At 32.8% G+C, this 25,632-nt stretch carries 21 protein-coding genes, 2 tRNA genes and 1 other annotated feature; of the genes, 2 read left to right on the forward strand and 21 right to left on the reverse strand.

The features are described from left to right. Nucleotides 1-269: 269 nt before the first annotated feature. From rlmB to KQI85_RS01455, 8 genes are all read right to left on the reverse strand, one after another. Nucleotides 270-1,016 carry a 23S rRNA (guanosine(2251)-2'-O)-methyltransferase RlmB gene (rlmB, locus tag KQI85_RS01420; protein ID WP_216574299.1) on the reverse strand — a complete coding sequence of 249 codons (747 nt, stop codon included), beginning with the start codon at nucleotides 1,014-1,016 and terminating at the stop codon, nucleotides 270-272. Continuing rightward, nucleotides 1,013-1,462 carry a Mini-ribonuclease 3 gene (locus KQI85_RS01425; RefSeq protein WP_216574301.1) on the reverse strand — a complete coding sequence of 150 codons (450 nt, stop codon included), beginning with the start codon at nucleotides 1,460-1,462 and terminating at the stop codon, nucleotides 1,013-1,015. The genes rlmB and KQI85_RS01425 overlap by 4 nt, the downstream gene beginning before the upstream one ends. Continuing rightward, entirely contained in the window at nucleotides 1,447-2,847 is a 1,401-nt protein-coding gene (gene cysS, locus KQI85_RS01430) for a cysteine--tRNA ligase (RefSeq protein ID WP_216574303.1), read from the reverse strand. Before cysS ends, KQI85_RS01425 begins: the two co-directional genes overlap by 16 nt. Next, nucleotides 2,834-3,508 carry a serine O-acetyltransferase EpsC gene (epsC, locus tag KQI85_RS01435; protein ID WP_216574304.1) on the reverse strand — a complete coding sequence of 225 codons (675 nt, stop codon included), beginning with the start codon at nucleotides 3,506-3,508 and terminating at the stop codon, nucleotides 2,834-2,836. Before epsC ends, cysS begins: the two co-directional genes overlap by 14 nt. 36 nt (nucleotides 3,509-3,544) lie before the next feature. Further along, nucleotides 3,545-3,825: a binding site (T-box leader), on the reverse strand. A 70-nt stretch (nucleotides 3,826-3,895) separates the two neighbouring features. Further along, a complete protein-coding gene (ispF, locus tag KQI85_RS01440) occupies nucleotides 3,896-4,453 on the reverse strand; it encodes a 2-C-methyl-D-erythritol 2,4-cyclodiphosphate synthase (RefSeq protein ID WP_216574306.1) in 558 nt (185 codons plus the stop codon). Nucleotides 4,454-4,566: 113 nt separating this feature from the next. Beyond that, nucleotides 4,567-4,640 (reverse strand) — tRNA-Met (locus KQI85_RS01445). A gap of 7 nt (nucleotides 4,641-4,647) precedes the next feature. Next, a tRNA-Val gene (locus KQI85_RS01450) sits at nucleotides 4,648-4,720 on the reverse strand. An 86-nt stretch (nucleotides 4,721-4,806) separates the two neighbouring features. Further along, nucleotides 4,807-5,991 (reverse strand): hypothetical protein, encoded by a 1,185-nt coding sequence (locus tag KQI85_RS01455; protein WP_216574308.1) that lies wholly within the window; start codon nucleotides 5,989-5,991, stop codon nucleotides 4,807-4,809. Nucleotides 5,992-6,290: 299 nt separating this feature from the next. Here KQI85_RS01455 and KQI85_RS01460 point away from each other — a divergent pair, with 299 nt between their 5' ends. Then, entirely contained in the window at nucleotides 6,291-6,947 is a 657-nt protein-coding gene (locus KQI85_RS01460) for a phosphatase PAP2 family protein (RefSeq protein WP_216574309.1), read from the forward strand. A 264-nt stretch (nucleotides 6,948-7,211) separates the two neighbouring features. Here the strand turns inward: KQI85_RS01460 and kduD are convergent, their stop codons facing one another. The 7 genes from kduD to argS all read right to left on the reverse strand — a co-directional run bounded on the left by kduD (nucleotide 7,212) and on the right by argS (nucleotide 14,251). Next, nucleotides 7,212-7,973, reverse strand: coding sequence for a 2-dehydro-3-deoxy-D-gluconate 5-dehydrogenase KduD (kduD, locus tag KQI85_RS01465; protein ID WP_216574311.1), 762 nt, complete (start codon nucleotides 7,971-7,973; stop codon nucleotides 7,212-7,214). Between the two features lie 154 nt (nucleotides 7,974-8,127). Beyond that, a complete protein-coding gene (locus KQI85_RS01470) occupies nucleotides 8,128-9,144 on the reverse strand; it encodes a glycosyltransferase family 2 protein (RefSeq protein ID WP_216574312.1) in 1,017 nt (338 codons plus the stop codon). Between the two features lie 15 nt (nucleotides 9,145-9,159). Further along, complete coding sequence (gene glf / locus KQI85_RS01475) at nucleotides 9,160-10,302, reverse strand: UDP-galactopyranose mutase (protein ID WP_216574313.1); 1,143 nt, start codon at nucleotides 10,300-10,302, stop codon at nucleotides 9,160-9,162. Between the two features lie 2 nt (nucleotides 10,303-10,304). Beyond that, nucleotides 10,305-11,150, reverse strand: coding sequence for a CPBP family intramembrane glutamic endopeptidase (locus tag KQI85_RS01480; protein ID WP_216574314.1), 846 nt, complete (start codon nucleotides 11,148-11,150; stop codon nucleotides 10,305-10,307). A 16-nt stretch (nucleotides 11,151-11,166) separates the two neighbouring features. Further along, nucleotides 11,167-12,114, reverse strand: coding sequence for an N-acetylmuramoyl-L-alanine amidase (locus KQI85_RS01485; RefSeq protein ID WP_253293707.1), 948 nt, complete (start codon nucleotides 12,112-12,114; stop codon nucleotides 11,167-11,169). Nucleotides 12,115-12,118: 4 nt separating this feature from the next. Beyond that, entirely contained in the window at nucleotides 12,119-12,463 is a 345-nt protein-coding gene (locus KQI85_RS01490; RefSeq protein WP_216574317.1) for a phenylpyruvate tautomerase MIF-related protein, read from the reverse strand. A gap of 18 nt (nucleotides 12,464-12,481) precedes the next feature. Beyond that, nucleotides 12,482-14,251: an arginine--tRNA ligase gene (gene argS / locus KQI85_RS01495; protein WP_216574318.1), complete on the reverse strand. Its 1,770-nt coding sequence runs from the start codon at nucleotides 14,249-14,251 to the stop codon at nucleotides 12,482-12,484. 253 nt (nucleotides 14,252-14,504) lie between these two features. On the opposite strand from argS, the gene KQI85_RS01500 reads away from it, so the two are divergent. Beyond that, nucleotides 14,505-16,286 carry a GGDEF domain-containing protein gene (locus KQI85_RS01500; RefSeq protein ID WP_216574319.1) on the forward strand — a complete coding sequence of 594 codons (1,782 nt, stop codon included), beginning with the start codon at nucleotides 14,505-14,507 and terminating at the stop codon, nucleotides 16,284-16,286. 251 nt (nucleotides 16,287-16,537) lie between these two features. Here the strand turns inward: KQI85_RS01500 and KQI85_RS01505 are convergent, their stop codons facing one another. The 6 genes from KQI85_RS01505 to hslO all read right to left on the reverse strand — a co-directional run bounded on the left by KQI85_RS01505 (nucleotide 16,538) and on the right by hslO (nucleotide 25,622). Continuing rightward, a complete protein-coding gene (locus tag KQI85_RS01505) occupies nucleotides 16,538-18,589 on the reverse strand; it encodes a UvrD-helicase domain-containing protein (protein ID WP_216574320.1) in 2,052 nt (683 codons plus the stop codon). Nucleotides 18,590-18,614: 25 nt separating this feature from the next. Next, complete coding sequence (locus KQI85_RS01510; RefSeq protein ID WP_216574321.1) at nucleotides 18,615-21,404, reverse strand: glycoside hydrolase family 2 TIM barrel-domain containing protein; 2,790 nt, start codon at nucleotides 21,402-21,404, stop codon at nucleotides 18,615-18,617. A 17-nt stretch (nucleotides 21,405-21,421) separates the two neighbouring features. Then, on the reverse strand, nucleotides 21,422-22,315 hold the full coding sequence (locus KQI85_RS01515) for a YhfC family glutamic-type intramembrane protease (RefSeq protein ID WP_216574322.1): 894 nt from the start codon (nucleotides 22,313-22,315) through the stop codon (nucleotides 21,422-21,424). A gap of 157 nt (nucleotides 22,316-22,472) precedes the next feature. Beyond that, nucleotides 22,473-22,673 (reverse strand): cold-shock protein, encoded by a 201-nt coding sequence (locus KQI85_RS01520; RefSeq protein ID WP_216574323.1) that lies wholly within the window; start codon nucleotides 22,671-22,673, stop codon nucleotides 22,473-22,475. Nucleotides 22,674-22,871: 198 nt separating this feature from the next. Then, entirely contained in the window at nucleotides 22,872-24,356 is a 1,485-nt protein-coding gene (locus tag KQI85_RS01525; protein ID WP_216574325.1) for an L-fucose/L-arabinose isomerase family protein, read from the reverse strand. Between the two features lie 387 nt (nucleotides 24,357-24,743). Continuing rightward, nucleotides 24,744-25,622, reverse strand: coding sequence for an Hsp33 family molecular chaperone HslO (gene hslO / locus KQI85_RS01530; RefSeq protein ID WP_216574492.1), 879 nt, complete (start codon nucleotides 25,620-25,622; stop codon nucleotides 24,744-24,746). Nucleotides 25,623-25,632: the final 10 nt, after the last annotated feature.

The raw sequence follows: 25,632 nt of genomic DNA on the forward strand, positions 1-25,632 counted from the left end.
TCTATTTTTTTGTCAACTATATAATAGTATATTTTGCATGCTTTATAATACTCTATAAGAGCGTATTTTGCATACTCTATAATACTCTATAAGAGCGTATTTTGCATACTTTATAATACTCTATAAGATCGTATTTTACATATTCTATAATACTTTATAATAGTGTATTTTGCATGCTTTATAATACTCTATAAGATCGTATTTTACATACTCTATAATACTTTATAATAGTGTATTTTGCATGCTTTATGTTAACTCATTTAATAATTCTACTTCTGCATTCTCTGACGTACTATCTCATAAGCGAGTACTCCACATGCTACAGACGCATTAAGTGAATCTATATCGCCTTTCATTGGTATGCTTGCTACCATATCGCACTTTTCTTTTACAAGTCTTCCAACACCTTCACCTTCACTTCCAATTACAAGTCCTATCGGTCCTCTAAGGTCAAGGTTATACATAACTTCACCGTCCATATCAGCACATACAAACCACATACCCTCTTTTTTGAGTTCTTCAATAGTTGTTGCAATGTTAGTAACTTTTGCTACTGCTGTATAATTAAGTGCTCCTGCACTTGTTCTTGCTACGGTTGCTGTTAATCCTACTGCTCTACGCTTAGGAATAATTACGCCATGTGCACCTGCCTGATTGGCTGTTCTTATCATTGCACCAAGATTATGTGGATCTTCTATATTGTCAAGTATGAATATAAATGGTGGTTCATTCTTTTCTTTTGCTATATTGAGAATGTCTTCTACTGTTGCATATTCATAAGCTGCTGCATACGCAATAACGCCCTGATGCTTACCGCCTGTTGTTGATATCTGATCAAGTCGCTCTTTTGTAACAAAATTAATTATTGTATCATGCTTCTTAGCTTCTCTTATTATAGTTCTCACAGGTCCGTCCTGACAACCATCTAACACAAAAAGTTTATCAATTGTCTTACCTGCTCTAAATGCCTCTATAACAGCATTTCTTCCTTCAATTGTCAATTCTTCATATCTCATTCTTGTATTTCTCCTATTTTTATAAGACCAATTCTTACTAACTCAAATAATCTTTCATATCTATTTAAAAGATATAGATATCCACATAATGCTTCAAATCCGGTAGCTGTCCTATAATCTGTTATTGTAGCATTCTTAGCCGATGTATATGATTTGGCATTTCTCCCTCTTTTGTATACACCTAGTTCTTCTTCTGATAATTCATCCATAATCGCATGTATTATATCAGCTTGTGCTTTTGCATTAACAAGCGATGATGCTTTTCTGTGCAATTTGTTAACCGGCATATTGGCATGATTAACTATCATCGTTCGTATAATAAGATCATAGATACTATCACCAATATATGCCAATGTAAGAGGTGAATATGTCCTTATATCTATATCTTTAAGGTTAAGTTTTTCTTTGAACAATTGTGATAAATCACTCTCTAATTTCTTTTCCATCTTACACCTTCTCTTGTGTCAAGAAGCACAATTCCTTTCTCAGCAAGAAGATCTCTTATCTCATCAGCACGTGCAAAGTTCTTTTCTTTTCTTGCATTCTGTCTTTCTTCAATAAGTTTTTCTATATCTGCATCAAGAATCTCTTCTTCTTTTTCAACTTTTATTCCAAGAATATCCATATATTCGATGATCTGATTCTTTAATGCATCAAGGAATGCCACACTACTATTCTCATCAGCATTAGAATTAGCGAATTTTACCATATCAAATATTGCTGTAATAGCATCTGCTGTATTAAAATCGTCATCCATAGCCTCATCAAATCTAGTTGTAATGGCTTTATATTCCTCTAAAAGTTTTGCTTCATCATCTGTAAGTTTTTCGTCTCTTCCATCTTTTTTAAGCATATGTGTAAGTGTATCTACTGCTGTTGTGATTCTATCAAGTCCATTTTTAGCAGCATCAACAAGCTCTTCACTAAAATTAACCGGATTACGATAATGTGCGCTAAGCATAAAAAATCTTAATACCATAAGATCTACTTTCTCACTTATATCTCTTACTGTGAAGAAATTACCTGCTGACTTTGACATCTTCTTATTATCAATATTTAAAAATGCATTATGCATCCAATATTTTGCAAATTGTACTCCATTAGCTGCTTCACTCTGAGCTATCTCATTCTCATGATGTGGGAATATAAGATCTTCTCCACCAGCATGAATATCAATGCTATCTCCAAGATATTTTTTGCTCATAACAGAACATTCAATATGCCATCCCGGTCTTCCTTCACTCCATGGTGATTCCCAGAATGGTTCTCCGTCTTTCTTTGGTTTCCATAATACAAAATCCATAGGATCTTCTTTTTGTTCTTCTACCGCAATTCTCTTTCCTGCTTCAAGTTCATCTATATTCTTCTTTGAAAGTTTTCCATATCCTTCAAATTTTCTAGTTCTAAAATATACAGTACCATTACTATTATAAGCATAACCTTTTTCAATAAGTGTGCTTATCATATCTATCATTCCCTGTATCTCTTCTGTCGCAAGTGGATGTTTTGTAGCCGGCTTTATATTCATTCCTGCCATATCTTTCTTACATTCTGCTATATATCTCTTAGATATAGTATCTGTATCAGTTCCTTCTTCTATTGCTTTTTTTATAATCTTGTCATCAACATCTGTAAAATTGGATACATAATTAACTTCATATCCTTTGTGTTCAAAGTATCTTCTTACTGTATCGAATACTATCATCGGTCTTGCATTACCGATATGAATGTAGTTGTAAACTGTAGGTCCACATACATACATTCTTACCTTTCCATCTTCAATTGGCACAAATTCCTCTTTTTTCTTTGTAAGAGTATTATAAATCTTCATATTGTTCCTCCTTGTTTATCTTTAACTCTAATTCAGCGAGTCTTTCCCTTAATACTTCATTCTCTATTTTAAGAATTCTTATATCATTCATTACAGGATCTGGCAGATGTACCTGATCAAGATCTGTTCTTGGCAGACGCATATTATCTCTTTTTACAACTCTTCCTGGTACGCCTACTACAGTTGAATTAGCAGGGATTGATTTTAATACAACAGAACCTGCACCTATCTTGGAATTCTCACCAATAGTAAAAGATCCAAGTACTTTTGCACCTGCACTTATCATAACATTATCTTCTATTGTAGGATGTCTCTTTCCTTGCTCTTTACCATTACCACCAAGTGTAACTCCCTGATACAAAGTTATATTATCACCAAGTATAGCTGTCTCTCCAATAACAACTCCATGACCATGATCTATGAACAGTCCCTTACCTATTGTAGCACCAGGATGTATCTCAATGCCTGTTTTTCTTGCACTTTTTTGCGAGATATATCTTGCTAAAAAGAAGTGACCATTCTTATATAGTTTATGGGCAATTCTGTAACTTAACAATGCTTTAAAACAAGGGTATAGAAAAACTTCCATATTAGATTTTATAGCCGGATCTCTCTCCCTTATTATCTGTATCTCTTCTTTTACATACTTAATTATGCCCATAGCAAGCCCTCCTATAAAAAAACGCCTCCTGCATACGCAAGAGACGAATAATAAACGTGGTTCCACTCTATTTCAAAGCCATTACTGTTCTATATATGATATTCTAAATCTGACTTATATCAGTCTTTTTTTAATCATATCACAATAAGACTTTCTCAATGGTATATAACGCTACCAATACGTGCAACGATACTACAACTTCCCGATGCCAGCTCCAAGATGCACTTCATATTATCCTAATAAAGATTGCTTTCAGCCGGTGACAATCTCTCTCTGCTATATCAGATGATACTACTCTCTCTTTTTACAGCCTTTTCTTATCAATCTACTATAGTCTATTCAAAAAAATATTTTTTGTCAACTAAAAAATGATAAATATTTTATAACTTATTCTGCTTTGTTTGTGCATCCTTTGCATCCTGCACAGCCTGCACATCCGCTACTTTGCATAACATCACCATAACCATAATTAGCAACTTCTTCCAAAAGACATATAGCTTCTGCTTTTATTCCACTTCCATCTCCGGTAAAACCAAGTTTTTCTTCTGTCGTTGCTTTTACACTTACTTTATTAACCGGAATATTAAGTGCATCAGCTATATTCTTACGCATATCATCAATATATGGTGCCATCTTAGGTCGCTGTGCAATTATTGTCGCATCTATATTTCCTATAAAATACAAATTGTCAAGTAAAAGCTGTCCAACATGTTTTAACAATTCTATACTTGATATTCCTTCATACTTAGGATCTGTATCTGGAAAATGCTTACCTATATCTCCAAGTGCCGCCGCTCCAAGCAGTGCATCCATAATTGCATGAACTACAACATCTGCATCTGAGTGCCCTAAGAGTCCATATTCATAAGGAATCTTAACTCCTCCCATAATAAAATCTCTGTCTTTTGTAAGTCGATGTACATCATATCCCATTCCTATTCGCATCTTCACAACCTCTTTTCATCATTATTTTATTATACATTATAACATCTTTTCTATTCAGTGCCACTAATTTATAACGCAAAAAAAGTCTGCATAAATGCAGACTTAAAATAAAGTAGCGAGAGAGGGATTTGAACCCACGACACCACGGGTATGAACCGTGTGCTCTAGCCAACTGAGCTATCTCGCCATATAAATGGGACCAATAGGGCTCGAACCTATGACCCCCTGCTTGTAAGGCAGGTGCTCTCCCAGCTGAGCTATGATCCCATTAGCAAGTCATCGCTGACCTGCTTGATTATTATATTATGTTTCTTTAATTATGTCAACCACTTTTTCAAATTTTTTTTATAAATTTATAATTCATTGTTAACAGAACTACTAAAATAGTTAGAACCATTCATATCAATGACATCTGCAGGAATCGCTATATTCCATATAAGAATCCTGCTCTCACCATTATCATTATATTCTATAACTGCCATCTGTTCTTCATTAGAGATACTTACATTCTTAATATTATCAAAAATATCTTTTTCAAGTTCAATCTCATTAAACAGTATTGCTGCTTCTTTATCATAAAGTCTTAACATTCCTTTTCCTTCTTCACCATTTTGAACATACGAATATAGATATTGACCGGTTGTATCAGAAGTAATATTATCTAGTTCTTTTGTATCATCAAGTGCAAATGTCACATATTCTCTTGGTTTTGTCTTGGAATATAGATTAACATACGGTTTATCCTTATCTCTGACTACAAGATAGTCGTTGCCACATATTTTAAGTGCATACATATCTTTTTGTATATAATTCTCTGTTAATGCATGCATATCAATAAATCCATAATATGGTATACCTGCTTTAGTTGTATACTCAAACAATACTGTTGTATTATCTTCGGTAAGTCCATATAAGGCTGGTGATTCTATCTCATCATCAAGTTCATATTCCATTGTACTTGTTCCTGATTCAAAACCATAAGCATATATATCATTATCACCATTCTTAATATAATAGAAACCATTACCATCGCTCATATTAAGCTTGCATGAATAATCAACATCTGAATAATCATATACTTGTGGCTCTCTGCTATCTTCAGCAATTACATAGAATGTCTTATTAATATAATCTTCAAGATATACTTTACCACCTGTAATTGCAACATTTATATCAAATTCACTATTCTTCTTAGCTGTAAAAGATACATTAGCTGTTATCTTGCCTTCTAATGGATTATAAAGCCTTGCACTCACTGTCGCATTCTTTTTATCCTGCGATACTATAACAACTGATGTTGTATCATAGAATTCAACATCTATTATCTCTTCACTATCCATTGTCTCTTTATAATTTTCATCATTCTTAATAAGTTCTGTTACGTCAAGCATACTCTGTTCTTCATTGAGTGCTTCTCCGGGAATAACCCTCTCTGAATCATCAATTATGATATTAGAATCTTCTGATGTCTCCTCAGTTGCTATTACATTACTTACTTCCTTTTTACATGCTGATAACATTAATGGTAATGCTAACATGCAAAATAATCTCCTTTTCTTCATAATAAAATCCTTTCGTTTGTCATAAGCTATCCCTACATTTTTAATACAGTAGGACGTTGTCAACGTTCTTCCATATCTAAAGCATACATCTGTCAAAGTAATGTACTATCTGTTGTTTCTTTATCGATTATATTATACTTTAGTTCTTCTGTAAATGCGATATTTTTTTCATTTATTAACATTTTTTACGTTTTGTTTAAAGAATTCTTAAGTTAGTTGATGAAAAATGATTATTATGTTATAATTTTTTTCATCAAAGAGAGTGAGGTATAATTATGAAGGAGTTTTTAAAAAAATATAACCACAGTTTATTTGCACTTTACCTGTTCCTTTATTTACCATGGTTTGTATATCTTGAAAAAACAGTAACAACTGACTTTTATGTAATACATTCACCACTTGATGATCTTATTCCTTTTTGCGAATACTTCATCATCCCATATTATATATGGTTTGGCTATGTAGCTGTAGCATGTATTTATTTTTTCTTTAAATCAAAAGACGAATTTATCAAAATGGCAAGTTTCCTATGTATAGGAATGAGTATCTGTCTTCTTATATGCACTATTTTTCCTAATGGACTTGCATTAAGACCACAGACTTTTGCACGAGATAACATATTTGTAAAACTTGTAAAAGGACTTTATATAACAGATACACCAACTAATGTATGCCCTAGTATTCATGTATATAACTCCATTGGTGTACATATTGCTGTATCTCGTGCCAAATCATTTGAGAATAAGATATATATAAAGATCATATCTCTTATAATATGTATACTTATATGTATGTCAACAATGTTCTTAAAACAACATTCTATTATTGATGTATGTGCAGCATGTATACTTGCTTTTATTATGTATCATTTAACTTTTTGCCCTTTTTTCTATAAGAACAGACAAAAAGTATCTGAACAAATTGCTGAATAGGTAATATAACAAATTATAACAAAAAGTCTGTTATTATAGCAGACTTTTTGTTATGCGTAAGGAAGTTTTTAGATTTTACCAAATGAGTCTGGATATCTGTTATACCCATCTCTTTCAGTTATAGTAAATACGAATCTTAAAGAGTACATATTTACCATTTTAGTCATATATATCTAACGCAAATAGAATAGCATATTGCATCATTCTATCTACATATATATTGCATTTATCATAACTTATAATAATTTATCACAAATTATTATACTATCTTGCAAGCCATCCGCCATCTACTGCTAATGTGAAGCCATTAACATAGTCAGAAGCTTTTGAGCTAAGATATACTATTGCACCCTGCATATCTTCTTTTGTTCCCCATCTTCCCTGAGGAATTCTGTCTAATATCTCTTCACTTCTGTCAGCATCATCTCTAAGCTGTTTTGTATTATTAGTTGCCATATATCCAGGAGCTATTGCATTGATATTAATATTATATTTTGCCCATTCATTTGCAAGTGCTCTTGTAAGTCCAAGTATACCACTCTTACTTGCTGTATATGCTGGAACTCTTATTCCTCCCTGATATGACAACATTGATGCTACGTTAATAATCTTACCGCCGTTGCCTTGCTTAATCATCTGTTTTGCTGCCGCCTGGCTTAAGAAAAATACAGTCTTCAGATTGGTATCCATCACAACATCCCAATTCTCTAATGAGAATTCAATGGCATCCTGTCTCTTAATAACACCAGCATTATTAACAAGAATATCAACTGAACCAAATGCTTCAACTGACTTTGTAATTATCTCATCAATTTTTGAAAGATTGGAAAGGTCGGCAATTACTTCATAGAACTTACCACCGGCTTTTTCAACTAATGTCTTTGTCTCGCTGCATTCACGTCTTGCTACACCTACAACATTGGCTCCTGCTTCTGCTAATGCTACACACATTCCCTGTCCAAGTCCTGTATTAGCTCCAGTAACTACAGCTGTTTTTCCGTTTAATTTGAATAAATCTAATATCATATCCTGCACCTTCCATTCTTTTATATGTTCCACATTTTGAAACAATAATTCATATATTGGTATGTAGATATGATAACATTAAAAAAAACTGATTGCAAGAATAAATAATTTATTAACAAATTTTCATTTCTTACAATCAGCTTTTCTATATTTTTTAGTTAAATCCTATGAATTTCTGTGATATCTTGTATCCTATTTCTGATACCTTTCTTCCGCCTTTTCCCGGAAGATTCATCGAATTACCAAGTATTGTCCATCTAAGATGATGATATAACTTGCGATTTGAAGACTTAAGATAACGCCATAATTCTTTTTTCTTCTCATAATTCTCATCAGTTCCAGATAGAATAAGCATAATAGACGATACTGTCATCATAATGTCTAAATATCTCACCATATACTTAGAACACTTTTTAGATGTTACTTTTTTATAATCAAAGTAATCTATCATTATCTTAGTTACTCTGATCTGCTGATCTATTCTACTTATCATAACTTTCTCATTAACAGACTGATCTTCTCTTCCTATAAAATATCTGTAAAAATTAACATCCATATAATACATATCTTTTACAAAAGGAAGTGGCTGGAATACAAATATATTATCTACATAAAATGTATGCTTTGGTAGTTCGAATCCACAAGTTTTAAGAAGCTCAGTTCTGTATATTACTGAATGCATAAGAATATATTGATCTACTCTAAAGTGTCCAATATCCTCCCATGTAAAAAACTGTTCAACCGGTAATACATTATGATATGCTATAACTTTTTTATGTTTTGCACCAACTTTTTCATATACATAGTTTGCTATAAGCATATCAAGATTCTTTCCACTCTCAATAATCTCTTTAAGTTTCTTTAAAATCTTTAGATATGCTTCTTTGTTAACCCAGTCATCACTATCTACAACTTTGAAGAATACACCTGTTGAATTCTTAAGACCTGTATTAACAGCCTCTCCATGGCCACCATTTTCCTGATGCACAGCTTTAACTATATTAGGATATCTTAATGCATATTCATTAGCTATCTCAGCTGTACTATCTTTAGATCCGTCATTTACTATTATTATCTCTACATCATCGCCACCAACAAGCAGTGATTCTACACAATTACGCATATAATCCTGCGAATTATAACATGGTATAGCTACTGATAAAATTTTCATAATAATACCTCCCGCTTACATTACTCTGTCAGATACCTCTAATGCTCTTGCTATTATGGCATCTATATTATAGTATTTATATTCTGCAAGTCTTCCTACTAGATGAAGATTTGTAATCTTATCTGCTCTTTCCTTATACATTCTGTATTTATTAAGATTTTCCTCATTAATAATAGAATAATAAGGTATCTGTTCTTTCTTACCTTCGTATGGTACAGAATATTCTTTTATTATTGTTGTTCCATCAAGTCTTTGTCCTAGAAGATGCTTGAATTCTGTTATTCTGGTATAATCTTCATCAACAGTATAATTGATAACTGCCTTAGGCTGATAGTATTCCATATTATCATATGATTCAAACTCAAAATTAAGAGAACGATATGGAAGATGTCCATACTCATAGTCAAACAGTTCATCTGTCTGACCTGTATAGAATACCTGACCTGTATATTCCTGTCCTTCAAAGTATATCTTATTATCTTTTATCTGCAGAATCTCTTTTGCATCAGTATTAAGTCTCACTTCTATATTATCTGAATCAAGCATATTCTTAAACATAGCTGTAAAACCATCTTCCGGCATCATCTGATAAGTATCATGAAAATATCTATTATCATATGATATAACAACAGGTACTCTCGCTGTAACAGACTGGTCAACTTCACTTGGAGTCTGACCCCACTGTTTCATTGTATATTTTAAGAAAATATTATTATATACATATTCTGCAACTTCTCTTATATCTGCGTCATTATTTTCACGAAGTTTCATAATTGGTACTTTATTGCCTTCACCATAAGTATCTATAAGTTTTTTTTCTATCTCTGCCGCTCTTTTCTCATCATATACCATATATAATGTATTAAGATTAAATGGCACCGGTATATATTCGCCATTGACTCTTGCAAGTACTTCATGCTCATATTTATGCCATTTGGTAAATCTTGAAAGAAAATCTACTACTTCCTTATTGTTGGTATGGAAAATATGTGGCCCATATCTGTGTATCATAACTCCTATTTTATCTTTTTCATCATAACAGTTGCCAGCTATATGCCCACGTCTTTCAAGCACAAGAACTTTTTTACCTGCATCAGCAAATTTTCTTGCTACTGTTGCTCCTGCGCATCCGCTTCCAACTATAATTGTATCATACATAATTATTTTTCCTCCCTGCTAACATCCTTAGCTATATGTCTATTAATAGATATTAGCATTATTATTCCCATTACAAGACAGACAACGCCTATGATATTGTATACAAGTGCTTTTGATATAAAACGTACAACAGGTTCGCACTCTGTCATTATTACAGACATAAGATTCGCTGACATGTGAAATAGCACTGCTGCAAGAAGCGTATTATATCGTTCATATATATATGCAAGACATATTCCTATTATAAAAGCATACATTCCCTGAACAACATTGCCATGAATAATTCCAAATATAAGTGCTGATATTACTATCGCAACCTTAACAGACATATATTCTCTAAGTCTTGCAAATATTATTCCTCTGAACAAAATCTCTTCAAGCAATGGCGCTATTATAACCATTGCTATAAATTCAAATATAATACTTCCTCCATATAGGCTATCTGCAACTTCATTAAATCCTGTAAATATATTAATGATTCCGCTCATATCTATAAGCCAGTTACATCCTAAACACATGAATATACCTGCAAGAAAAGGATATATATACTCTTCCTTTTTTACTATTACACTCTTCTCTTCTCTACTTTTCTTGTCCTGTTTTAATATAATACTAAGAACCGGTATTATTATAACTCCTGCTATAACATTTATCATCATTGCACTTTTTGTTACTTTGCTGTCAAGCATATCAGTAAGCATATCACTTGTTATTCCAGGATTAGCTGAAGATATCTGATATGCAAAGATGTTATATATTATAATCTGCACTATTATTGTTATAGTTAAATATATAAGAATAGGATATATAGTTCTCCATACAAGTGTAACTACACTTTTCTTCTTCATAATGTCATCTCCCATTCTAATGTGATGCAAAATACTCATCTATCCCATTTGCTATACCACTTGCCATAGTATATTGATAATTCTCATCCTCCATCAGCTCATCTTCATTTGGATTACTCATAAAGCCCATCTCTACAATCGATACTGGAATAGTACACCAATTAATTCCACTCATTGTATCTGACAATGTAACTCCTCTATTAGCTGCTCCTGTCGCTGCACATAGGTTATTAACTATACTTTGGCTAAGCGAATAGCTATTATCATATAGATATGATACATAAGGATTGGACTGTGATGGTGATAATGTCAATGCTCCACTAACAGACTGATTAGATGAACCATTCGCATGTATCCTTACGAATATCTGAGCTCCGCTTTGACCGGCAATATCTGCTCGCTCTTTATTGCTTAGATTAACATCATTACTCTCTCTTATCATTACAACCTGATATCCTCTTGCTACAAGCTCATCTCTAAGTTTAAGCGATACATTTAATGTAAGTTCATACTCAGGAACACCTGTACTTACACCGGTAGTTCCCTGTGCCACTTTAGCTTTTGTCTCAGCTGCTCCAGGTCCTATTGGTTCTTGCTCACTATTTCCATGAAGCTGATGTCCGGCATCTATTGCTACTATTCTGCCAGAGCCAGTAACTGTCTGAACATAAGGTTCTGTATATGTCTGTGCCTGTTCCTGTATAGCTGTCTCTTCTTGTGTTGCTTCAGCTGTCTCTTCCTCGCTCACAGATACTGTCTCTTCTTCTGTCATTGTTTCTGACTGTATTTCTGTTGTTACTTCTATCTTCGCTTCTGTCTGTGCCTGTGTCTGTGTCTCTTTTGTTGTTTCTTCTACTGTTAATACAGCTTTTGAAGTTTCTTCAAAAGCTGTATCTTTTTTTCCACAAGATATACATAAAAGCATCATGATAGAAATAAGACTCAATATTATTATTCTCTTCATGATATTAAAAATTGCTCCCATTATATCCCCAGTTATATACTTCTTCATATTTTACATAGATTCTATCTTTTGGAATCTGCAATTCTTCATAAAACAGATTACAAATAGCTTCTGTGAGCTTATTATATGAAGCTTCACTTGCATTGCCAAATATCTTAACTTCTATAAAAGCTGCCGGTCTATCATTAGTTCCTTTAAAATAAAGTGAATAATTATCTTCAAATCCTACCATAAGCCACTCTTGTGATTTACCCGGTATAAGTTCAATGATCTTACCAAGCTTTGACTTTATAATTTCTTTTTTCTCATCTGTAATAGTTATACTTACTTTTGAATTAATAAATGGCATACATATTCCTCCTGTCTTCTACATACGTTCAGGTGCTGAAAATCCAAGTAAATCTATACATTTTTCAAGTATATCTTTTGTAAATGATATAAGTGCAATATAACCTTTCTGCTTATCAGTATCTGTCTCTGCAATAATCTTTGTCTCATGGTAAAAATGATTAAATGCATTAGATAAATCATATATGAACTGACAGATCTTATGTGGTGCTGTCTCTTCATATGCCTGTTCAATAACATCATTAAATTTTGAAAGCTGTAACATTAATGACTTCTCGCTTTCTGTTTCAGGTGTTCTTATTACATGAGCATCACTTATATCATTACCAAGCTCTGCATATTTAGTAAGAATTGATTTAATTCTAACTATTGTATACAAAATATATGGTCCTGTATTTCCTTCAAAAGATGTAAATCTGTCTGTATCAAATATATAATCTTTTGCAGCCTGATTAGAAAGATCTCCATATTTTAATGCTGAAAGTCCTACAGTCTTAGCTATCTGTCTTGCTTCTTCTTCTGACATCTCACGATTTTGCATAATCTTCTCATATACAGCATCATTAATCTCTTTTATAAGATACTCAAGACGCATTACACCACCTTCACGAGTCTTAAATGGTTTGCCATCTTTACCATTCATTGTTCCAAATCCTATGAATGTAAGCTTTGTATCATCATATACAAGACCTGTCTTCTTAGCGCATCTAAATACCTGTACAAAATGCATCTCCTGTCTCTTATCTGCAAGATATATTATATGATCAGGATTGAATAACTTCATTCTCTCAACAATAGTTGCAAGATCTGTTGTCTGATATAATGAAGAACCATCTGATTTTAATACAATACAAGGTGGTATCTCTTTAGTATCTGTATCTTCTTTTACATCAACTACAAGTGCACCTTCACTTATATATGCATAGTTATTCTTCTTAAAATATTCTACCATATCTGGAACGTATGGCTGTGCATCACTTTCTTTTTTCCATAAATCGAATTCAACATTAAGATTATCATAATTCTTCCTAAGATCACTTACTGATACATTAAGTATATGATTCCATAATGCTGTATAACCTCTATTACCCTGCTGAAGAAGATGTGTTGCTTCTTTTGCTTCCTCTTTAAATGCTTCATCAACTTTTGACTTTGCACTTGCTGCAGGATATATCTCTTCAAGTTCTGAGATTGTAAATGGAGCTTCCTTTGGATATTCACCTGTATAAGTATCATCAAAATATACAAGTTCAGGTTTTCTATATTTAAGTTCTGTTATAATAAGACCCATCTGAAGTCCCCAGTCGCCAAGATGTACATCACCAATTACTTTATGACCTGCAAAGCGACAGATTCTCTTAACACTTTCACCTATAACAGCTGAACGAAGATGACCTACATGAAGTGGTTTTGCAACATTTGGTCCACCATAATCAATTACTATTGTCTTTACTTTTTCGGGTTCTTTAACGCCAAATCTGGCATCATTATTCATATCACTTATATATCTGCCCAAAAATTCATTACTTAATTTGATATTGATAAATCCAGGTTTTACGCTTTCAATCTGCTCAAATACCGGATTATCCTTTAACTTTTCTACTATCTCGTCTGCTATCATAAACGGAGCTTTTTTATATTCCTTAGCAGCCGCCATACTTCCATTACACTGATATTCACAAAGATCCGGTCTGTTAGATATTGTAACTTTTCCATACTTTGCATCATAACCACATGCTATGAAGGCATCCGTAATCTCTTTAGATATAAGATCTAATATTTTTTCCATAGTGTTGTGACACGTCCTTTCCTAAATGCAAATGTCTTCCATAATAACATTAATTATTTGATTATAATACTTTTTACGCAAAAAATCTACCCCTTTGGACCTAAGTTGTGCTTTTAAACATAATCTAATTTAACTGATTAATTCAAACAAGTGAAAATATCACAAAAATTGTTTTTTTAATATTGTATTTTTTAGAAAATATGTTAAAATGTTACTATGTGCCTTAGGCTCAATTATTTGAAAGGTGGTTCTTATGAATATAACGCAATACAATGCCCCTGACTCTAGTGAATTTCTCTATTGGGGAAAGGCATCTTTGAAAAATGAATATTTTATTGCTACTGCCGATGAATTTTTTTACAAATTTCTCGGTTCTAACTCCTGTTATCCTTTCAACGAGCTCGTTCATAAGGACGATGTTTCAGATTTTTTTGACTCACTTACTAGACTTAATGAAGGAGAACAGCATCTTCTCTTAAGAATACGAGGTGCTGATAATATATACAGATATATGTATCTTAAGATGTACTATAATGGCAAAATACTTAGTGATTTCAAATCTATTGATTTAGAACTTAGTGATATCATATCAATTAATTCCAAATATTCCAAACAATTGCTTAATTTAAAAAAATATCGTAAGTTCTTGTCATTATCACGAAATCTTTTTTATGAATATGCATTTGCAACTGGTGATATTAAGATTTATACATATTTTAATGAAAAAAGTCACATGTTAATTCACGATACACTTGATTCTTTTATCGAATCTTTTGCCGGTAATAATAATATCTCCAAAGAAGATCGTGACAGCTTGTATCGTTTTAAACATAATATAGAAAATGGAACTGATACTTTTAATGTATCGTTAACCGGAATACCTCTTAGTGTATATCCTGGCAAACTTGTCGGTATGATTGGTGGTGCAACTTATGCTAATGACGTAAAGCATCTATCAGTAGGACTTTTACTTGTTGATGATAATGATTCTACACACACTTCACAGGCATATTACCTATCAGAAGCTGCAAGAGATCCTGCTACCGGTCTTTTTAATAAAAAAGCCATAAGAGAATATACCATTAACAGACTTAATCAATATCCTAATTCTTCGACTTATATTGCGATCATGGATATTGATGATTTTAAGACAATCAATGATACTTATGGACATATGTTCGGTGACGAAGTTATATGCAAAGTTTCAGAGATAATAAGAAGTGTCCTGTCTTCACGTGGTGTTGCCGGACGTTTTGGTGGAGATGAGTTCTTCATAGTATTTGAGAATATTGAATCTGAGATAGATCTTAGAAGGCTTTTAAAGACGATGGCAAAACATTTTTTATGGCTTTATGCAGGTTCTGATAAGAATTTTAATGTAACAGTTTCCTTTGGTATAGCCAAAGCACCTGATTATGGAACTTCTTACGAACCATTATTCAAAAAAGCTGATCGTGCATTATATATTGCAAAAGCCAAAGGTAAAAACCGCTTTATTATATATGATGAAGCCAAACATGGTGAATCCGAATCTGCTGATGATATTCTTTTACTTAAGAATGTTATTAAAAATGATAAAAAAGTACAGATCATATCAGATATCTCATGTAGTCTGATCAAAAATGGAACTGCTTTTATTCCACATTCACTTGATATGATTAGAAAATATCTCGATATTGATGGAATACGTATATATAGCAAACATTCAGATAGTGTTATCTATGAATCAGGTGAATATTCTAATCCATTATCTTCTTTTGACTATAATGATGTTAATGAATATCTGTTATTATTTGATGATAACCGCATGCTTGCTTCTAATAATATACACAGCTTTGAATTTAAGTGTAAAGCACAATATAAATTCTTTACTGCTAATAATATAAATGGTTTTGTAGAGATATATAACCTGCTTGATGAAGATATCAAATACCTCGTTTCATTCGATGTATTTAACCGTAAACGAAAATGGTCTGAAAGTGATATAAGTTATCTGACTATAATATCTAATATTATTATTGAGATTTTACCTTAGTAACTGTCAGATATAATATAACAATCAACATACATATCATATTATACAAAAGGAAAAGTCTATGTGCATTACACGACTCATAGACTTTTCCTTTTATTTATCTTTTATTCAGTTTTTTATTTATCTTTTGTTTATCTTTTATTCAACTTTTATTTATCGCTTCTATTTTTTCTATAATATACTTACGCCAAACTCATATATAGGTATCTAAGATTATATTAGTATACTTTATCACTCTATATTATCTTATTTTACTTCACAAATTCTGTCATATTACCATCTGAATACAGCTTCAGGCTATGAAGTGCCCTTGTAGATTCTATATATAATATCTGTTTGTGGAAGTCACTATAATATCTCTTATCCGATGTATCATATACATGAACCGCATCAAACTCAAGTCCTTTTGCTATATAAAATGTCGTGATAACAACTCCTGTAGTAAAGTTCTCACTTTCTTTATCTATAATAGATACATCCATTCTTGTCTTCAACTGTTCATATAGATACAAAGCATCTTTTATTGTAAGACATAATATTGCTATTGTATCAAACTCGCTCTGCTTATTAATATTCTCAACCATATTATCAATAAGTTCTGTCTCATTAATACATTCATATAATCCAACTTCTTCTCCATGTCTCTCGAAGTATTCATTATCTGATTTTATTAACTTACCTGCAAAAGAAGCTATCTCTATAGTCTGTCGATAACTCTTCTTCATCTCTACTATTTTACTCTTCTTACCAAATATCTCTCTTATATATCCGGTAACGTTCTCGCACATACTCGCCATAGTCTGTTCTCTATCTCCAAGAATAGTCATTGGACAATCACCGAATATCTTCTTAATAAGATCATATTGCATATAAGAATAATCCTGCATCTCATCAATAATTATATGCTTCATGTTACGTCCACGTCCTGCTCCCATAAGTGCATATCTTAGATATAGCATTGGATATACATGTTCATAAGGAATATATTTTATATCTCTTTCGAGTGGAACTTCATCACATGATACAAGATATTCATTATACAACTCCAACAGATTTGTAGTCCTATACATTCTCTTTAATCTGTCTTTTACTATCTCTTCTTCGAATTCTTCCATATCCTTACCACGAAGTGTTGATTCTTCATCACATATATATGATGCTATCGTATCCATTCTTGCAAGCACAGGTATATCCGGGAATTTTTCATAGAAAAGAGTCGCTATCTCGTCAGCAGTTTTTGCTATCTTCTTATACTTCAGATCTCTAATCTTCACAAGATCATATTCTGCTTCAATCACGAATCCACAGATATCTTTTACTGCATTCTTACTCTGCATTCTGTTAATTCGTTCTTCATATTCTTTGGCATCATCTGCATTATCTATTGATAATATTCTCTCAATACCATCATATTTATCTTCAGCTTCAATCGATGTATATTTCTTCAATTCCTTATATACATAAGTATCAAAATTCATCTCAAGAATATTCTCTTCACCAAGTTCCGGAAGAATGTGTGATATATAATCGGCAAATACTCCATTAGGTGAGAAAATAAGTATATTCGCAGCTTTCATATCATTACGATGATGATATAACAGATATGCAATCCTATGAAGTGCTATTGATGTCTTACCAGAACCTGCACCACCCTGAACTACAAGAATTCGGTCTGATTCATTTCTGATAATCTGATTTTGCTCTTTTTGAATAGTACCAACTATACTTTTTAACCTTGCATCAGCATTAAAAGAAAGTTCTCTTTTCAAAATATCATCATCAATCTTAATATCACTTTCAAATGAGAATATCATCTTGCCATCTTTTATCTTATATTGACATTTTTTAACTATCTCACCGTCAATTATGCCAACTGGAGCTGTAAAAGAAGCCGGACCTTTATCATAATCATAAAAAAGACTTGATATTGGTGCTCTCCAATCATATATAAGAGGTGCACTTCCATTCTTAAGCTGAAAATTACCTATTCCGATGTAAAAACTTTCAGCTTCATCTTCCCCATCATATATAAAATCAATTCTTCCAAAATAAGGAGATTTGATCATCTTCTTATATCTTCTATTCTTAAGCATCTCATCTGCTTTAAGATTAACTTCTGTTTCAAGCATCTGTCTGTTAGCAAAATCTTCATAACCAAATTCATCGAACTCATTATAATTCTCCCAATAATAATCATGCATTTTGCTAATCTCTTTAGTATTCTCAATAATCCTGCTGTCAGAAGCTTCTATAGCTTCTGACAATTTCTTAATAATATACTCAAGATATTCATTTTCATTCATATATTCAATCTACCACCTGTATCTATTATTTGCCATATACAGAGAACATATTAAACTTAACAGGTACTCCATTACGTCTTACTCTTATTCTCACATATCTTCCACGACCATGACATTCATCATTAGTATTAACTTCTGCTTTCTCATTATTCCATCTGTCAACAAGTGGTCTATATTCCATATCATTCTCAGATGCAATCTCGATAACATACTGATGTACTGCCTCGTCACTCCATACAATATTAATTGATTCTACATTATATTCAAATCCTGTATCTGTCATCCACCAAGGTTCATCATCTTCATCTGCTGCCATCCACCATACACCAGGATTGCCATTATTACCATTCTCACAAGGATATCCTTCTGTATATGATGAACTCTCGGCACTCTTTTCTCTTGCTATATCAGATGCTTTTCCAACCTGTGCATCATCATTTTCATAAAAATCTTCAGGATACATATCAATGTTAGCTATCCCTTCAACCATAAAATCAAGTATCGTACTCTCACATTCTCCACTTGTAACCTGAATTTTACCATATTCATAGCCATTATTCTTACGTGTTACATAAAAAGAACCTATACCATCTCTTATTTTCACAGTTTTCATAACATTACCATACATATTCATAACCTTATCTTCTGCTATTACATTACCCTGAACATGAACACTTGCATTGGCATTATATTTTTTTACAATAAGCCCTGACTTATTAACTGCATATACCCTTATTAACATTCTCTGTCTGTCAGCTGTAAATATAGGAATATTATTCTCATCATATTCTAACGAATCTGAGAACATAACAAGTCTATCTATATCTGATATCGCATCACATGTAGCACTAAGTGTCTCTTCGCCATTAATATAACCAATCGCATTAATCACTTTATCTCCAGATTCTGATATGTTAAATACAAATGGAGGATGCTTCAGATATGAATAATCTATAACTCTCTCCTTGTCATATACAATGCCGGCTTCTTCTCTTGCATTGCGGTTATATCCTGTCTTTTCAGGCTTTTTCTTTCCATAAGATCTGCCATTAACAATTAGTTCGACCTCATCACAGTTAGAATATACTACAACTTCTGATGGCGAATCTTTCTGCCCTTTGTTAGCAATATATATAACCGGTTCTTCACTTTGACTCTTATATAGATAAAATGAATGTTTTGGAAGTCTTTCCATGTCAACAATTCCACATTTTATAACTGCCTTTTCACTGCTAAATGGTGAATAATCAGCAAAATCCCAATAACAATATCCACAGATCTCACCATTTTCAAATTGTCTTCGATTATCTGAAAGCGATTCTGCAAGATTATCACACTGTCCAAGAAGTCTTTCGTCACTTTCTTCTCGTGAAACTCTGCTTGTAGACTCTGTTCCTCCAAAGTTCCAATCTCCATATTCACTTATTATTATTGGACGCTTAGTCTCATTCCATCTTATCTTTGCTCCATGTTGTGCTGCACATAAGAATACATCAGGATAAGCATCCTCACTATCACCATGTTTCCATGCACATGTATATATACCTTCTATCTCCTCATGTGCTGCTTCATGTGCTTTCTGTCCCCATTCATCTGAGAATCCAGCTTCATTAATACTTGTCTCCCACAGGACAATTGATGGATGATTTCTGTCTCTTCTCATCATCTGTCTTAACTCATTAAGCGTATTCTCTTCAAATTCTTCAGTATCAACAAATACCTGCCATCCTGTTATTGAATCCATTACAAGAATACCTAGTGCATCACAATAATTATAAAATATAGGATTATGTGGATAATGAGCGCATCTTATAAAATTAAATCCAGCTTCTTTTATAAGTTTAAGATCTCTTAATATATCATCTTCTTCCTCTGCATTACCAATAGCAAACATATCCTGATGATAATTAACACCATTAAGTTCTATTCTCTCTCCATTAAGGAAAAATCCCTTTTTCTCCCAACTTATTGTCCTTATTCCTATATAATTAACCTGATAATCAACTATTTCTCCGTCAAGTATTACTTTTGTCTCAAGAAGATACATATATGGATTCTTAGTACTCCAAAGCACCGGTTCGTCAACTTCAAGTTCATCTTCAATCACCATATTATCATATACTTCATAACACATACTATCAGCTTCTGCTACAAGTTCACCCTGTGCATCATATAATGATGTCACAACATTAATCTCATCTGGTTCATCATTACAATTAAGATATGTTCTTACATTAACAACTGCACCTTCGTCATTCACAGAAGTCTTTACTATGACGCCACCCATATCTGGTTCTGTCTGCATAAGTGGTTCTGATATATGTATATCATTAAGTGCATATAAGTGTGCTTTTCTATATATTCCACCATGAAACTGAAAATCTATTCCTTTATTCGCTGTTGGTGCAAATTCAGCTTTTCCTCTGCTATCAGCCTTTACAGCTATAAGATTATCTTCCCCTGCAATTACATATTCTGTAATATCCATTGCAACTCCCATATATCCACCAAGATGTTCCTTAACAAACCTGCCATTAACATATATCTTTGAGCTTTGCATTATAGCATCAAATCTTAGTATTATTCTGTAATCAGATGCCTCATCAGGTATAAATACATGTTTTCTATAATAACTCACACCTTCGTATGCTGCAAAATCATCATCAGTTACATATCGTGTTGTATGTGGAAGTGAAACTGTTCTAAATCCGCTGTCATCAAAATTAGGGAGATAAGCATCATTCGCTATATCTCCCTTGATGTATTTCCAGCCATTATTAAATTCTTTAAAATCTTCTCGCAACAATAATGCCATCTCGTAACCCTCTGTTTCTATTGATTTTTCAAATTATTATCAAATTTTGGAAATGCCTTCTTTTCTTCTTTTACTGTAACTTTTTCTATCTCTGTACTAATTAATGGTTTTACAAATTTTAACGCAATAACTACTGCAACTGCTGCAATTATTACTTCTGCTAAAAGACTTACATACCAGTTAACTTTATATCCAGTCTCTATGATTGTCTGTGGGAATGTAAATACAACCTGCATTATACAAGCTATATACATCCATTTTTTATCAAGTCCTTTTTTCATAACAGCATATATTAATGAACATATTGCCATCTCAAATACCATTACAACAACTCTGCTAAGTCCTCCTACAAGGAATGACCATGCACTGCTATTACACATATTAACCATCATGCTCTCCATAGTTCCATCATCGTCTGCCATAGTAGCAAGTAGTCCATCTATACCAGTCTCATTAATTGCCTGTGCAACTGATACATAAGTAAGATAATTAAAAGCTATATATATTGTACTTACAAAAGTAAATCCAATAGCAAATATTAATGCATTCTGAACTGAATGATATCTTTCATCAGCTTTATTGCCAAAAAGCACTTTTCCACCAACATAAAGACCTGCAAATGTTGTTATTCCAAGTGGAAGTGCACTACGAATAATAGACGTTACAATTGTCTTATCAACAGCTTCTCTTGCACCAGGTATGCTTAATAATGCTGCTGTAACAATCATATATAACATATATGCAAAACCAAAATAACATATTGCTCCAATTACCATTGGCATAAATTTTGCTTTATACTTTTTAAATAATAGGATTATTGCAACGACAAGCATTGCAAAAGCTGCCAGTCCCGAAAGTGTCATGGCTGTAATTGAGCCTGTACTAACAGACAAATTGTACTCTAATAACATTATATTTTTCCTCCAGATTAATTGATAATTCATCTTGTATAATAACATAAAAAGGGTTACATCGTCAATCCGATGTAACCCTTATATAATCTAAATTATCACAATAATTGCTATTCAAATATCAAATATTCAAAAGGCACTTTTGAAACGCTTTGGATTATAATTTTGTTACGTTAGTAGCCTGTGGACCTTTAGCTCCATTAACAACTTCAAATTCTACTGAAGCGCCTTCTTCTAAAGATTTAAAGCCTTCCATGTTAAGTCCTGAGTAATGTACGAATACATCGTTACCCTGCTCATCTGAAATAAATCCGTAACCCTTCTGGTTGTTAAACCACTTAACTGTACCTTTGTTCATCCTAAATACCTCCAAAATTAAATAAAAAAATATGTTACTCTTGTTGCTTTTAACAACACAATAAGAATAACATATTTTTAGATTTGTGTCAATATTTTAATAAATTATAGTATTATTTAATTTTTCATACTATTTACTTAATATATTCAAAAACTTTTTTTACCACTTCAGTTTCCTACATTCTCAATTCTTGCAAGATTATCTTTTGAATGGATTCTCTGACTTATATGGCACGCTCTTTGGCTGATTATATGCAAGATCACTAACGCCAAGATATCTTAATACATCAAAAATTGCCTTTCCATAATGTCCAAATGCAACTGCTCCATGATGTGGATAATTCTTCTCTATAAGTACATGACGATAGAAACGTCCCATCTCAGGTATCGCAAATACACCTATACTGCCAAAACTTCTTGTAGCAACAGGAAGTACTTCACCTTCTGCAACATAAGCTCTTAACTTAGCATCAGCTGTGCTCTGAAGTCTGAAGAATGTAATATTGCCCGGAACTATGTCACCTTCTGCAGTACCTCTTGTTATATCAGGTTCTTTATCAGGTTCAAGTGATCTGTGCATAATAAGCTGATATTTCATTGTTAATGATGTAAGTTTACATGATGGTGTATTACCACAGTGGAATCCCATGAATGTATCTCTGTGTGTATATGGGAATTTTCCTTCAATACTCTCTTTATACATATCTGCCGGTACGCTGTTGTTAATATCAAGAAGTGTTACTGCATCTTTAGATACACATGTTCCAATATATTCGCTTAATGCTCCATAGATATCAACTTCACATGCAACAGGTATTCCAATCTTAGTAAGACGGCTGTTTACATAACATGGTACAAATCCAAATTCTGTCTGGAATGATGGCCAGCATTTGTTAGCAAATACTACATAATCTCTTGAACCTTTATGTTCTTCCATCCAATCAAGAAGTGTAAGTTCATATTGAGCAAGTTTTGGAAGAATTCCTGCCATCTTATTACCCTCTCCAAGTTCTTCTTCCATATCTTTTATAACTGATGGTATTCTCTCATCATCCTTATGCGCATTATATGCAACAAGCAGATCAAGTTCTGAATTCTCTTCAATCTCAACTCCAAGATTATATAACTGCTTAATTGGTGCATTACATGCAAGGAAATCCTGTGGACGAGGTCCGAATGAGATAACCTTAAGGCTTGATAATCCAAGAATTGTTCTTGCTACAGGAAGAAATTCTTCAATCATATCAGCTACTTCTTTTGCTGTTCCAACAGGATATTCAGGAATATATGCCTTAATATTACGAAGTGCAAGATTATAACTTGCATTAAGCATACCACAGTATGCATCTCCTCTTCCACTTACAAGATTATTCTGTGTCTCTTCAGCTGCTGCGACAAACATCACAGGACCACCAAATTCTTTGGCAAGTAATGTCTCTGCAGATTCAGGTCCAAAATTGCCAAGAAATACTACAAGTGCATTAACATCATTAGCTCTTAGATCACTAAGTGCTGCTCTCATGTCTTTTTCACTTTCAATTGTTACCGGACATTCATATATATTGAGTCCTTTTTGTCTATATGCTTCTACGACTGCCTTTCTTCTGTTTGCAGATAATTCCATTGGAAAACAGTCACGACTTACTGCTGCTATCGCAATCTTTACTTCTGGTATGTTCTTCATTTTAAAAAACCTCCTGCTAATGTGTATAATCTTTTTTTCTAATACATACTGTTTTTACAGTTCTTCTCACTTATTAATAATATCACCATTTTTCTCTCTTGTATATAGTTAGTTTAGAAGATATACTAATTATTTTTATTTATTATGCACATATAGCTATAAAATATCTATAAGCGACTTTTTCACTATTTTTTTAATCACCATAACAACTGCCAATGTCATATAGATATGCTAATTAAGAAATTTTCTCATCATATTATAAAAAGTTTTACTCCCACTTCCTAACAAAGAGCCAAAAAAATAGAAGAACAACATACAGCTAATCATTGTATATCATTCTTCTATTTAAAACTTTGAATATTAAAACATTCCCAATCTAATCACTGATTATCTTGCTTTTTCAAGAATATCTTTAAGCTCTTCTACAGAAAATGTATATTTTGTATTACAGAAATGACAATTAACTTCTATCTCTTTGCCATCATCTATCATCTCCTGAATATCTTTTTTACCTATGCTTATAATTGCTTTCTCTACTCTGTCTTTTGAACAGTTACAATAGAATTCTGTTGGTATTGTCTCAAGTACATCAAGATCCATATCACCAAGAATATGCTCTAATATATTCTCAGGTGTCATACCATTCTCAAGCATCTCTGTAACTGACTTAATCTCTCCGATTCTCTTCTCAAGCTTGTCAATTATATCTTCAGATGCATCCGGCATAAGCTGAATTATAAAGCCACCTGCCTGCTCTACTGTATTATCTTTATTCATAAGAACGCCAAGACCAACACTTGATGGAACCTGTTCACTTGTTGCAAAATAATATGTGATATCATCTGCAATCTCACTTGTAACAAGAATTGTCTGTCCTACATAAGGTTCTTTAAGTCCGATATCCTTAATGACACTCATTACACCAAGACCAAGTGCTGAAGCAACATCTAACTGTCCTTTGCTATTATTAGGAATGATTACATTAGGATTGAATGCATAACCTTTTACTCGTCCTTTTGAATCTGCTGTTACTGTAAGACCTTCAACAGGTCCATTGCTCTCTATTTTAATAGTAAGAAGATCGTCATCACCTTTCATCATTATTCCCATCATTGATGCTGCGCTTAATAATCTTCCAAGTGCTACTGTTACTACTGGACTTGTATTATGTGCTGCTCTTGCTTTTTCTACTGTATCTCTTGATGTAACTGCAAATGCTCTAATCTGACCATGTGCTGCTGTCGCTCTTACAATATAATCTTTCATTACCATAATC

Origin of the sequence: Falcatimonas sp. MSJ-15 (assembly GCF_018918265.1) — a bacterium.
Taxonomy (GTDB): Bacteria; Bacillota; Clostridia; order Lachnospirales; family Lachnospiraceae; genus Falcatimonas.